Annotated in this window: 11 protein-coding genes; 6 read left to right on the forward strand and 5 right to left on the reverse strand. The window is 67.1% G+C overall.

Translation table 11 applies throughout. The features are described from left to right. The first annotated feature begins 24 nt into the window (after positions 1-24). Both DEJ03_RS17555 and DEJ03_RS17560 read left to right on the forward strand, forming a co-directional pair. On the forward strand, positions 25-1,362 hold the full coding sequence (locus tag DEJ03_RS17555; RefSeq protein ID WP_110865644.1) for an ABC transporter substrate-binding protein: 1,338 nt from the start codon (positions 25-27) through the stop codon (positions 1,360-1,362). A 122-nt stretch (positions 1,363-1,484) separates the two neighbouring features. Continuing rightward, positions 1,485-2,678 carry a glycosyltransferase gene (locus DEJ03_RS17560; protein ID WP_258370927.1) on the forward strand — a complete coding sequence of 398 codons (1,194 nt, stop codon included), beginning with the start codon at positions 1,485-1,487 and terminating at the stop codon, positions 2,676-2,678. 548 nt (positions 2,679-3,226) lie between these two features. Here DEJ03_RS17560 and DEJ03_RS17565 read toward each other — a convergent pair. Both DEJ03_RS17565 and DEJ03_RS17570 read right to left on the reverse strand, forming a co-directional pair. Further along, on the reverse strand, positions 3,227-4,837 hold the full coding sequence (locus tag DEJ03_RS17565; RefSeq protein ID WP_110865646.1) for a hypothetical protein: 1,611 nt from the start codon (positions 4,835-4,837) through the stop codon (positions 3,227-3,229). A gap of 402 nt (positions 4,838-5,239) precedes the next feature. Then, entirely contained in the window at positions 5,240-5,824 is a 585-nt protein-coding gene (locus tag DEJ03_RS17570) for a TetR/AcrR family transcriptional regulator (protein WP_110865647.1), read from the reverse strand. 93 nt (positions 5,825-5,917) lie between these two features. Between DEJ03_RS17570 and DEJ03_RS18145 the strand changes: the two genes are divergently transcribed. Both DEJ03_RS18145 and DEJ03_RS17580 read left to right on the forward strand, forming a co-directional pair. Continuing rightward, on the forward strand, positions 5,918-6,232 hold the full coding sequence (locus DEJ03_RS18145; protein ID WP_220034164.1) for a hypothetical protein: 315 nt from the start codon (positions 5,918-5,920) through the stop codon (positions 6,230-6,232). A gap of 50 nt (positions 6,233-6,282) precedes the next feature. Continuing rightward, positions 6,283-6,735, forward strand: coding sequence for a nuclear transport factor 2 family protein (locus DEJ03_RS17580; protein WP_110865648.1), 453 nt, complete (start codon positions 6,283-6,285; stop codon positions 6,733-6,735). Between the two features lie 81 nt (positions 6,736-6,816). Here the strand turns inward: DEJ03_RS17580 and DEJ03_RS17585 are convergent, their stop codons facing one another. After that, positions 6,817-7,974 carry an FAD-dependent monooxygenase gene (locus DEJ03_RS17585; RefSeq protein WP_110865649.1) on the reverse strand — a complete coding sequence of 386 codons (1,158 nt, stop codon included), beginning with the start codon at positions 7,972-7,974 and terminating at the stop codon, positions 6,817-6,819. 72 nt (positions 7,975-8,046) lie between these two features. On the opposite strand from DEJ03_RS17585, the gene DEJ03_RS17590 reads away from it, so the two are divergent. Beyond that, entirely contained in the window at positions 8,047-8,730 is a 684-nt protein-coding gene (locus DEJ03_RS17590) for a TetR/AcrR family transcriptional regulator (protein ID WP_181422777.1), read from the forward strand. Positions 8,731-8,785: 55 nt separating this feature from the next. Here the strand turns inward: DEJ03_RS17590 and DEJ03_RS17595 are convergent, their stop codons facing one another. Both DEJ03_RS17595 and DEJ03_RS17600 read right to left on the reverse strand, forming a co-directional pair. Beyond that, the gene (locus DEJ03_RS17595) at positions 8,786-9,466 is read right to left on the reverse strand and encodes a TetR/AcrR family transcriptional regulator (protein ID WP_181422778.1); all 681 of its coding nucleotides are present in this window, start codon (positions 9,464-9,466) and stop codon (positions 8,786-8,788) included. 78 nt (positions 9,467-9,544) lie between these two features. After that, complete coding sequence (locus tag DEJ03_RS17600; RefSeq protein WP_110865652.1) at positions 9,545-11,041, reverse strand: amidase; 1,497 nt, start codon at positions 11,039-11,041, stop codon at positions 9,545-9,547. A gap of 250 nt (positions 11,042-11,291) precedes the next feature. On the opposite strand from DEJ03_RS17600, the gene DEJ03_RS17605 reads away from it, so the two are divergent. Further along, the coding region (locus DEJ03_RS17605) for a GNAT family N-acetyltransferase (RefSeq protein WP_110865653.1) at positions 11,292-11,842 on the forward strand (551 nt) is incomplete at its 3' end.

Consider the following 11,842-nt stretch of genomic DNA (forward strand, 5'->3'; position numbering starts at 1 on the left):
CGCCCCACACCCGAAGGACGCACCATGCCCGCACGTCGTTCCACCGCCCTCACCGCACTCGCCACCGGGGCCGTCGCGGTCCTCGCCCTGACCGGGTGCTCCACGTCGAGCTCCGCATCGGACAGCTCCGGCCCCGTCACCGTCGACTTCTGGCACGCCATGTCCGGGCCGCCCGCGACCGAGCTCGACGCGCTCGTCGCCCGCTTCAACAAGGAGAACGACCAGCACATCACCGTGAAGTCGTCGTTCCAGGGCGACTACGCGGCCGTCCAGACGAAGTACACGGCGGCGGTGCAGTCCGGTTCGACGCCCGATCTGCTCATGATGAACGACGTGTCGACCGGCTTCATGATCGACTCCGGCCAGACGGTGTCCCCCTCGACGGTGAGCGGCTCGACCTCCGGCACCGACACGATCGCACCGGCCGCCGCGACCTACTACAGCGACGGCAAGTCGCTCGCCGCGATGCCGTTCTCGGTCTCGATGCCGGTGCTCTACCTGAACAAGGCACTCGTCGCGAAGGCCGGCCTCGACGCCGCGAAGCCGCCGAAGACGCTGGCCCAGGTCGCGACCTGGGCCGAGAAGATCCACGCCGCGACCGGTGGCTACGGCATGAGCATGAACATGGGTGACTCGTGGATGCTCGAGGAGCTCAGCGCCTCGGGCGGCCAGCCCTTCTGCACGCCGGACAACGGGCGGAACGGCAAACCGGTGACCGGCGTCTCGCTCACCTCGGACACGCAGGTGCAGTTCATGACCACGCTGCAGAAGCTCTACCAGGACGGCGCCGCCCTGAACCCCGGCACCGACTCGACCGTGCAGAACTCGGCGTTCTCGAGCAACAAGGTGGGCATGCTGCTGACCTCGTCCGGCGCGTACACGACGGTCGACCCGGACGGCTCGAAGTCCGTCGTCGCCCGGTTCCCCGCCACGTCGGACTCCGACGACGCCGGGCAGGTCATCGGCGGCAACGCGCTGTGGATCTCCGGCAAGGGCCACTCGTCCGCCGAGCAGCAGGCGTCGTACACGTTCGCCAAGTGGCTCCAGACGCCGGACGTGCAGGCCGAGTGGGCGAAGGCGACCGGCTACGTCGCGATGAACACCGACGCCCAGGACACCACTGTGGGCAAGCGCTCCCTGTCCGACCCGAACATCGCCACGATGTACCAGCAGCTCGCCGACGACCCCACGAGCGTCGCCGCTGCCGGCTGCATCACCGGCGCGTTCCCGACGGTGCGCGCCACCGTCATCGGCGCCTTCAACCGGATCGTCGAGGGTGCCGACGTCGAGTCGACCATGACGGATGCGGAGCAGCAGGCCGGCAAGCAGATCGAGTCGTACAACGAGGCCGCGGGCAAGTGATGACGGTCGGCGTGTGAGCGCCCCGCGAGGCTGACCAAGGGTTCATGGAGCGCGACCGTCGTTCGCCATACGGTTGTCTGATGAAGCGGGCGGACAGCCCGCGCGACGATCGGAGCCCTGTGGTGTCTGCTGCGAACGGCCGGCCCGACTCCGGGGCTCCGGAACCCCTGCGCATCGTGTTCTCGTTCCCACGGGGGCGGGGACACCTCGCGCCGATGCTGCCGCTCGCCCGCGCGGCCAGCGCTGCCGGACACCGGACCGCACTGAGCGGAGCACGCGAGGCCGTCCTCGAACAGACCGGGTTCTCGCACCGGCAGCCGCGCGACGTGGAGCTGCCGGCGAGCAGGCCGGGCACCGGCACCTTGACCCCCATCGACCCGAGCACGGTGCTCACGCGCGTCCCCCAGGTGTTCCTGGGGGACGCGGCCGCCGGGGCCGTCGTCGACGTCGGACGGCTGGTCACTCGGTGGACGGCTGACCTCGTGGTCTGCGGGGAGTTCGACTTCGGCGCGATGACCGCCGCCGAACGAGCCGGGGTGCCGTGCGTGGTGGTCCTGGCCTTCGCCTCGGCCGGCGGGACCTGGCGCGACGCGGTGCGAGAGCCGCTCGAGGCGCTCCGCCGACGCGCGGGACTCGGGCCCGACCCGCAGCAACACATGCTCGGCGGCTCGCTCACCGTCATCCCGTTCCCGGCGTCGATGCGATCCGGGCACGAGCTGCGTGGTCCGGTGATCCGGATGCGACCGGACACCTGGTCGTCACCCCCGTCCGATGCCGCGGCGTGGTTCGCCGCCGACGACGGACCGCGCGTCTACGTCACGCTCGGCACCGAGTTCAACACGAAGTCCGGCGACCTGTTCGCTCGGCTCATCGACGCGCTCGCGGCCCTGCCGGCGCGGATCCTCGTGACCACCGGACCCTGGGTCGACCCGACGACCTTCCCGGCGCCGGCCGGGCCGGCGGCGATCCGGGTCGAGCAGTACGTCCCGCAGGACTCGGTGCTCGGGCTCGTGGACCTCGTGGTGAACCACGGCGGGTCCGGATCGGTGACCGGGGCGCTCGCGCACGGGGTGCCCCTGCTGGTCCTGCCGCTCGGTGCGGACCAGCTGCCGAACGGCGGCTGCGTCGAGGCCCTGGGCGCCGGACTCGTCCTCGACGCCGCGACGGCGACCGCGGAGGACATCCGCACCACCGCGTCGCGACTCCTGACCGAGCCGGCGTTCCGCGTCGCAGCGGATCGGGTCAGGACCGAGATCGTGACAGGCGAACCCCCGGCCGTCGTCCTGGCCGCCGTCGAGCGCCTGGTCGGTGGGTGAGCGCGCACCGCGGTGACGAGCGCCGATCAGGCCCGATGGTCAGCGCACCAGGCACGTGTGAGGACGGCGTCTCGCCCGTCCTTCGGAAGGATGCACTCCCTTTCGCTCGGCCCGCTCGTTGCACCGAGCCAACAAATTGGTCCGAGAGTCCCCGATTTGACCCTCACACGTCGTGAGGGCAGAACGTGGAGCCCATGAGCAACTACTACAACGCCTTTGCGATGAGCCCGGTCCCCTCTCCCAGCCCTGACGCCGTCGCTGCCAGCGACGTCGCCGCTGTGAAGCGTTTGGCGCCCCTTCACCGGGCATTTTTGCGGGACAGGCATACGGCAATACCCCCGGTCAGGCGGCAGTAGGCAACGGAGGCTGTCGAAGGCGACAACTGTCGTGTAGCGGTGAACCACCGGCTAACGGGCCGGCGTTCGGCTTCGTTGACTCGCCCCATCTAAGCGCTGGTCATCGCGCTCATCTATGGGCTTGCCTGCGTCGTTGGGGGTCGTGCGGCACCCACGAGATTGCCCCTCGTCAAGACACGTTCCTGTCAATCATCACCCGTCCGCATCAACCGTGCGCTTCTCGTTGGCCAGCCAGCTCACGCCCTCATCGAGTCGTGTCTGACGGTCCGACCATGCTTGTGTTTGGGCAGTCACGAGCGTCGAGCCATCACGGTCGGACTTGAACCAGCTGAGCGCCATGTGGAGCGCTGCCGTTGAGGTCCGTTCGGCGTAGTCGCGCACGCTGTACAGCATCGAGGCGCTGAGGGGAAGGCCGTGGTTCACAGCGTTGCGCACACGCCTATGCCGCGCACGAAGCACGGTGGTCTCGTCCCAGAGCTTGGTGAGTACTTCATGTTCTCGAGCGGGGTTGGTACACACTTCGAGCGCGTGCTCGAAGTCGGAACGCTGCAGGGCGCTCATCTCAAGAGCACGTATTTCCTCGGCGCGCTCCACAACTCGCCGAATCGAGACGGTGGCGCCGTCGTGCGCGTATTCGATGACCTCTCGTTCGATGCGGTCATGAGCCACGCGATCGTCCGAGGCCCACTGCCGCTCGAACGGTGCAGTCAGGCCCTGCGCCAAGCGCCGGTCCGCGAGCGCGAGCGTTTCGTGGGACTGGAGCGCATTTGCAAGCTCCAGCGGATGTACGTTCAAAGTCGACGCCAGTTGTTCCATTGCATGGTCTTCCAACGCAGTGGCGACTCGTGGTGGGACCGCCTCCGCGTCATAGAACGACACGTCGCGGTGGTCTGTCATTCGAGCTTGGCGGAGCGCGGCAAGCGCCTCGACGAGCTGCTCTGGCATCGATCGCCGACTGAGCGCGTCGTTGAGCTGGGCGGCGACGTTCTTCATGAGGTCGGATGTGGCCGCCATGCCGTAGGTGTCGTCTCCAGCAACGCGGCGGTCGAGTAGGAGGAAGGGGGATGACATTCGTACTTCGCCGTCGACCAGAGCAGCGCTGGCTCCCGCGTCTCGCCAAGAGACACCGCCCGCTTCAACAGCGATACTCAGCAGCGCCTCGACTCTTCTGCGCGCGTCCTCGATAGAACCCGCAACCGGGCGCTCACCGAGATCGACTCGGACGAGCGCGAGTCGGTTCTTGGCATCCTGCGTGGCCTCTTCGGCGCTCTTCAGCCAGAACACGTCGCGCTTCATAGACCGAAGCTCAGCGCGCTCGACGAAGTCATTCGGGCCATCGCCGAAGGCGACCTGGAGGGCCCAGTCAGCTGCGAGAAAGGTGATGGGCCCCGCTACGAGGCGAAACTCCGAGATCGCCCGCGAATACACGAGCCAGACCACAACGTGCCCGCGCAGTTCGGCGAGAAGCGTCGCTTTTGCCATCTCGACCCTGTCGGATTCACTGAACGGCGCCGGGAGTGGGTCGCGCTGGCTCCGTGCGACATCCTCCTCGGAGCCGATGAGCGCCTCGGCAGCGCTACTGAGGACGGAGATTCCTCCGCGGGCTGCGGGTCCGATACGCGAAGCAATGACGTCGGCGAGCTTGCGGAGCCTCCGAGTTGTCACCTGCGGCTGCTGTGCGGCCTCGCACAGATCGGCAAATGCTTCCGACACAGTCGCGTCGACCGACCAGGACTCGGCGAATGCGTCCGCTACTCGTGAGACGTCTGCTTGCGAGGTCGCCGCGACCAAGTGCTCGACCACAGTCGCGAACCGTTTGGTCAGTCGTGGACCTAGACCGTCCATCTGTGCCCGCAGCTCTGCCTGGAGGGAGCTTCGCGTCTTTCGCGAACTGTCCTTCCCCCAGTCGCGCGGCGGGGTGGACCGCGCCCAGTTCCCGTACTCAGTGACCGCATCGCCTACGGTGTAGGGCAGTTCCGTTCGATGCGGAAGCGGGAGCACTTGCGCAACAGAGTCGAGCCACTCCCCGACACCCGCTCGATCGCCGAACCTCACTCGAAGCGCCCCTCAACATCGATCATCGTTCCACCTTGACAGAAGAGACAAGACGCTCACTCAGATTTAAGGGAAGGAATTCCCGGCTGCGGCAGCTCAGGCCCCTCCGCCGCGTCGCCGGGGGGCCATGTGTTCTCGATAGCCGATGGGCTACCGGACGGAGCGGTCGAAGCTGCTGACGAGCTCGTCGGCGAGGGTCGCGGCGTCCCGGCTGCCGACGAGGTTCTGGAGTGCTCCGTCGCGGACGAGGGCGACGAGTCCGTGGGCGAACGCCCAGCTCACCAGCGCCATGAGCGGCGGTACGCCGTCGGGCTGGTCACCTCCGATGTCGATCGTGGTGGTCGCGGAGGCGAGGACACCGATGCTCTTCGCCTGGGCGCGTCGTAGATCCGGGTCATCCGGGTGGAGTTCCTCCGGGCTGAACATCAGGGCGAACAGCGCCGGGTGCTCAAGTCCGAAGTGCACGTACGCGCGCCCCAGTCCGCCGAGGTCCGGACCTCCTTCACGTTCGACCGCCCGCAGCCGCTCGGTCAACTCCGTGAACCCCTCGGTCGCGATCGCTGTCAGCAGGCCGGCCCGATCTCCGAAGAAGTACTTCGGCGCCGCATGCGACACCTCTGCGCGGCGAGCGATGCCGCGGAGGCTCACGCCCGCCAGACCCCGCTCGACGAGTTCGGCTCGAGCCGCCGCAACGAGTCGATCGCGGGCAGCAGCAGGAGCAGTTCCGGAGGTCATGTCGACGAGTTTGGTCGAGTTGGTTGACACTGTCAAGCAACCGGGGCATGCTGGACCTACTTGACAGCGTCAACCAATCCGAAGGGCTTGATCATGACCACCATCGCGAACTCCCGCTCGATCGCTTCCCGCGGCAGCATCCGCTCGATCGTCTCCGCCGCGTCCCGCGAGTCCATCGCCTCCGCCGCCAGTGCCGGGTCCGCAGCATCCGCCGCCTCGTTCGGGTCCGCGTTCAGTGCCACATCGTTCGCGTCGGCGTTCTCCGTCGGGTCCGCGTTCTCGTTCGGCTCGCTGTTCTCGATCGGCTCCGTCGGCTCCGTGCTCTCCATCGGGTCCGTCGGACAGTTCGGCGCCGTGTTCGGCGTCCCGGTGCTCCCGACCCTCCTCCGCGCAGCCGCCCTCGCCTGAGTCTCCACCATCCGACCACCACGACCAGCAATCCCGGACAGGACGCCACCATGTACCACGCACTCGTGAAGCGGCTCGCCGCGAAGAACTTCGAGCTCATCAACACCAAGGGCCACGCCGAGCTGCTCGCCTCCTGCACCCCGGACATCAGCCACCGCTTCGGCGGCGACCACGCCCTCGGCGGCCAGCGCCACACCCGCGACGCTCTCGGAAAGTGGCTCGACCGGCTCGGACGCCTCGTTCCGAGCCTGCACCTCACGATCACCGACATGTGGGTCCAGGGCTGGCCCTGGAACACCACCGTCATCATCCGCTGGACCGGGACCGCCACCTTCCCCGACGGCTCCCCGTACCACCAGCACGGCGTCCACATCGTCGCCCTCCGCTGGGGCAAGGTCACCGCCATCGACGCCAACGAGGACTCCCAGGCCGTCACCGAACTCATGGCTGCCCTCGCCGCCACCGGCGTCGAGGAAGCCACCGCAGCACCCGTCCTCGCCTGACTCCCCGCGGAGACGAGGAGACCGCCCGGCTGCCAGTCGGCCACCGGGCGGAGCCCTCCCGCTGTTCGATGTGGAGCGACCTCACATCGCGAGGAGCTGCGCGTTCCGGGCTGCGATCTCCTCCTCGGTGTCCGGTGCGATCATCGGCAGCCCGAACTCCTCGGTCTCGGACTGGATCCGCTCCGCAGTGGGGCGGAAACTGCGCTCGTACTCGGCGAACGCGGCCGCCATGTCCCCGTCGGCGGTGACGAACGCGTCGTAGAGGGCGGTCGCACCGAGGATGGCGACGGACCCACCCATGCCGGCCGCGGGCGAGGGGCAGTATGCGGCATCCCCGACGAGCGCGACCCGGCCGGCTGACCATGCCGGCAGCCGGTTCTGGCTGAGCTTGTCGAAGTAGAAGTTGTCCGCGCTCAGGGCCTGGTCGAGGACGTCCGAGAACGGCTTCCCGGCGTCGTCGAACGCGTTCCGGATGATCTGCTTCTGCGCCTCGAGATCGTGGTGGTCGTACGCGATCTCATCCTCCGACCGGAACAGGAACACCACGTCGGTGGTGCCCGCGTAGGAGTTCAGCAGCAGCGTGCGGCCGGGAGCGTTCTGGATACGCGATGTCCACGGCTCGATGAACATGTCCGGCACGACCGTGACGGACGTGTAGTGGTGCAGGAAGTGGCTGTAGTCCGATTCCGGACCGAACCACAGTCGCCGCACCGTGGAGTGGTTGCCGTCGCAGCCGAGCACCATCGCGAACTCCCGGTCCGCGCCGGAACGGAACACCGCCCGGATCCCGTTGTTCGTCTCGGTGAGCGTGGTGATCGAGTCGCCGAACACGATCTCGACAGCGCCCTCGATCTGGGCGTAGAGGATGTCGAGGAGGTCGTCGCGGTGGACCTCGACGTCGTCGAAGCGGTGGATCTCGTACTGGTCGACGACGATGCTCTGATCCGACGGATCCGGCGCCGCGCTCAAAACGGGAGTGCCGTCGAGGTAAGCGATGACCGTGGTCCGAGGTGGCAGTGCTTTCGCGCGCACGGCCGACAGGATGCCCAAGCGGTCGAAGATTTCCATCGCGTCGCGCCGGAGGTCGACCGGGGTGCCGCCCCGGCGGAGTCCGGATGCCTGCTCAACGATCGTGACCTCGTAGCCGAGTCGCCGCAACCAGATCGCCGTGGTCATCCCGGCGAAGCTCGCCCCCGAGATGAGGACCCGAGCGGGCTGCTGCATGGGTTCCGTGCTCATGATGTGTTCCTCCCTGGCGAATCGCCGGGCTCAGACGTGGAGTAACTCTACTTTCGGAGCCTAGCATTGAACGTGGAGTTACTCCATGTTCTGTGGGAGGATCGCGGTGTGACGCAAGTGGTGGGCCTCCGGGAGCAGAAGAAGCGCGCGATGCGTCAGCGATTGGCCGATGTTGCAGCGCAGCTCTTCACCGACCGTGGTTACGATGCTGTCGCGATGGTGGATGTCGCCCGGGCGGCCGGTGTGGCTCAGCAGACCCTGTACAACTACTTCCCCGCGAAGCCGGACCTCGTGCTCGACCGTGCTGACGACATGCTTGAACGGTCACGCCGCGCAGTGGCTGACCGTGACCGGAGCACCACCCCGGCCGAGGCCCTTCGGGCGCAGGTGCACGACGACATCGATCACTTCGCCGCTCGGGATGCCGTCTTCGCGAGAGGTGAGTTCCCGGCGCAGTCGGTGATCAGCGCCTCACTCCGCCGGTACGCCCTGGCGTTCCGCAACGATCAAGCCGAAGCGATCGCCGCGGCGATCCAGCAGACGGATCCTGCTGTTCCGGCTCTCGTCGCGCGTGTCCATGCCAGTGCCCTCACGACCGTGATGCAGGCGGTCACCGATGGCATCGGAGAAGCGATCCTGTCGGAAGCGGACCTCGCAGCGACGGCTCGCGAACTCCACGTCGACGTAGATGCTGCTCTCACCGACGCTTCCGAAGCGTTCCGGTCCACGGCAGCCCGGTTCGCGGAATCGTCCTGAGCTGACCGGCGGGGAGCCGCCACCCGGAGGCAGCAGCCGTATGAGCGCTTGCTGCCTACTTCGCGAGGCGGTCGAGCCAGTCGCCGAAGAGGGCGCGCTCGTTCGACGTCAACGCCGTCGTGTCCTCGAGCTGCTGCTTGAGCCGCATCGCGGTGCCGTCCCGATCTCCGCCGCGCGCGGGCTGTGCGAGGATCGCGGCGAGTGTCGCTTCGCGAGCTCGGATGGAAAGTGACATGTCGCGGGAGTCCTCGGGTGTTGCCAGGAGTGTGAACACGACTCCCACCCCGGTGGCGCGGAGCATGGTGACGGCGTCGGCGACGGGAATCGCCAGGAGCCCGTCTCCTGCGGCTTGCTCGATCTGCGTGCGGAGGATCGCGTCGATGGCGTTCGCCGCTGGGGATGACGTGCCATCGCGGGGTTCGCCGTACGCGATCGAGTACACCTGCGGGTGCATCAGGCCCCAGTCGATGTGCATCTCCCAGCCTTGGCGGAGCGACTCGATCGGGTCAGCTCCCGCCGTCCAACCCGTCCAGGTTGCGAGGTGCGCGGAGAAGCCGTGGAGGGCGACCTGGTCGAGGAGGCCCTGCTTGTCGCCGAAGATCCGGTAGATCGTCGGCGCCTGGATGTGGAGGGCGGACGTGATGGCACGCGTCGTGACGGCGTCGCGGCCTTCGGCGTTCAGCAGGTCGTGCGCAGTGTCGAGGATGCGGATGCGCATCTCCTCGGAACGAGTCAACGCTCGCCTTTCGTCGCGGGCAACAGCAGAGCCGGTGAGATCCGGGCTGGAACCCATGATCTCATCGGCCCAGCAGGGTCAGCGGTTCTCGATCGCCTGTCCGACCCGGAACAGGGTTGCTTCGTCGAAGTGCTTCCCGATCAGCTGAATGCCGACGGGGAGCCCGTCGACCACCCCGCACGGGACGCTGATCGCGGGATGGTGCGTGATGTTGAACGGGGTCGTGTTCGCCGACATCTCGATCGATGCGCCGATCGCTGCGCCGGCGCCGTGGGCGGGATCGGGGAGCGGGCGGGCGGTCTGCGGCGTGGTCGGGGTGACCAGCACGTCGAACCGCGCAAGCGCTGCGTCGTAGGCAGCACGAAGGGTGCGGGTGCGGTTGACGGCCTTGGCGTAGTGCAGCCGGCCAGCCTGCTGGTCGACGTACTTGCCGACGAGAGTGAAGAGGCGGACGTTGGCGGGGTGCGCGTCTGCATCGATCTTGTGGTCGAACAGGTGCTGCATCATGTCGACCGGGTAGTAATCCGGGCGGCCGAAGCCGAGGCCCTGATTGCGCAACACCGTCTCGGCCATGCCCTCGATCGCGATCGCGGTCCACAAGGCACCCCCGAGCAAATGCAGGGGAATGGAGACGTCTTCGACGATCGCACCCTGCAGGCGGAGGGCCTCGACGGTGTCGCGGACCGTCGTGTCGACTTCGGGTTCGGCGTTCTCCGTTTTGAAACCCTCGGCGAGGACGCCAATCTTCAGGCCCTCGACACCCTCGTCGATCCGGCTCAGGTAATCGCCAACGACGATGTCACGCTGCCGGAAGTCGAGGCCATCGGAGCCTGCGATGACGGTGAGGAGCCGGGCATTGTCGGCGACGGTGCGGGTCATCGGGCCGACGTGGTCGAAGAAGCCGTCGAGGGTGGCGATCCCGGTGTACGGCACGAGGCCGTAGGTGGGCTTCAGACCCACCACCCCGGACCAGGAGGCAGGCATCCGAATCGAACCGGCCTGGTCAGCACCGAAGGTCATGTCCGCATCCCCCGTGACGAGTGCGACAGCGCTACCGCTCGAGGAACCCCCGGCCGAGAACCCCATGCGGTGCGGATTGTGCACGACACCCGTCGCAGCAGTGTGGCTGCCGCCGGACATGCAGAAGTACTCGTTGGTGGTCTTGCCGATGACCTCGGCGCCAGCAGCAAGGGCCCTGGTGACGATGGTGGCGTCCTCGCCCGGAACGAACGTCTCGAGCTCTTTCGACCCATTCCGCATCGGGACGCCGGCGACCAAGATGCTGTCCTTCACACCAAGGCGGACTCCCGCCAGCAGACCCGTGTCGGCGCCCCGGATCGAGGTCCGAACCTCCCAGGCATGGTGCGGGTCCTCCTGAGCGGTGGGGACGGTGTAAGCGACAGCTTCGCGGGCGGCGAGGACATCCGGCTCCGGGATGGCATCGAGAGCGTCGAGTACGCCGACCATGCCGGAGATCATCGCGGTGTACTCCCCGGGCGATGCGGCGATGTCGGCGTAACCGATCTCTGCTGCGAGGTCGGCGATCTGCACCGAAGTGGGCTTCTGAACGGACATGAGAGCTCCTACTGGGTCATGAAGCACGCGTTGGGTGCTAACACTCTCATGTTAGCGACCTATGGCCTCGATTGACCCTTCCTTCGGTAGCCGATCTGAACGCACCGCAGCCGCGTTACTGATCGACAATCTCGATCGTGACGCTGGCACTCTTGCGCTGGAAAGCGAAGCCATGGCCATGGTGGCGGCGTCTCGATAGCCGATCAGCTATCGAGACGGCCAGCAATGAGCGAGTGGGTACGCTTCGCGGGTGACGAACTTGATCGGGAGCCGTGTTCTCTTGCGTCCTTGGACGGCCGATGACGCTGAGTTCGTGTTTGACCTGTACTCACAGTGGGATGTTCAGCGCTACCTCGGGCACGACCCTCGAGTCATGGAGAACATCGACGCGGCTCACGCCTTGATCGGTCGTATCCGCGCACGGAGCGGCCCGGTGCTGGGGTATTGGGCGGTCGAAGCCACTGCAACGGGCACTCCCGTTGGCACGGTCATGTTGCAACACATCAGGCTCTCGGGAACGAGTGAACCTTCTGCCGAGGTCGAGATTGGCTGGCACTTCCATCCAGATGCGTGGGGCCACGGACACGCAACCGAGGCGGCGCAGCTCCTGCTGCGGCACGCTTCAGCGTCCGGGCTCGACCGGATCATTGCGGTTGCCCATGTCGAGAACGCTGCGTCGCGCCGAGTCTGTCTGCGTCTCGGGCTGACGAGCCGGGGACGGACGACTCGTTACTACGACGCGGAATACGAGTTGTTCGAATCGGGCTCGCTTCGCACTGACCCTGTCTCTTATACACATCT

Origin of the sequence: Curtobacterium sp. MCLR17_043 (genome assembly GCF_003224215.1) — a bacterium.
In the GTDB taxonomy this organism is placed as follows: Bacteria; Actinomycetota; Actinomycetes; order Actinomycetales; family Microbacteriaceae; genus Curtobacterium; species Curtobacterium flaccumfaciens.

Excerpts from the sequence above, each read along its gene's own strand:
- DEJ03_RS17555 (WP_110865644.1), top strand. The coding sequence starts at position 25 with ATGCCCGCACGTCGTTCCACCGCCCTCACCGCACTCGCCACCGGGGCC.
- DEJ03_RS17570 (WP_110865647.1), bottom strand. The coding sequence starts at position 5,824 with ATGACCTCCGGAACTGCTCCTGCTGCTGCCCGCGATCGACTCGTTGCG.
- DEJ03_RS18145 (WP_220034164.1), top strand. The coding sequence starts at position 5,918 with ATGACCACCATCGCGAACTCCCGCTCGATCGCTTCCCGCGGCAGCATC.
- DEJ03_RS17580 (WP_110865648.1), top strand. The coding sequence starts at position 6,283 with ATGTACCACGCACTCGTGAAGCGGCTCGCCGCGAAGAACTTCGAGCTC.
- DEJ03_RS17585 (WP_110865649.1), bottom strand. The coding sequence starts at position 7,974 with ATGAGCACGGAACCCATGCAGCAGCCCGCTCGGGTCCTCATCTCGGGG.
- DEJ03_RS17600 (WP_110865652.1), bottom strand. The coding sequence starts at position 11,041 with ATGTCCGTTCAGAAGCCCACTTCGGTGCAGATCGCCGACCTCGCAGCA.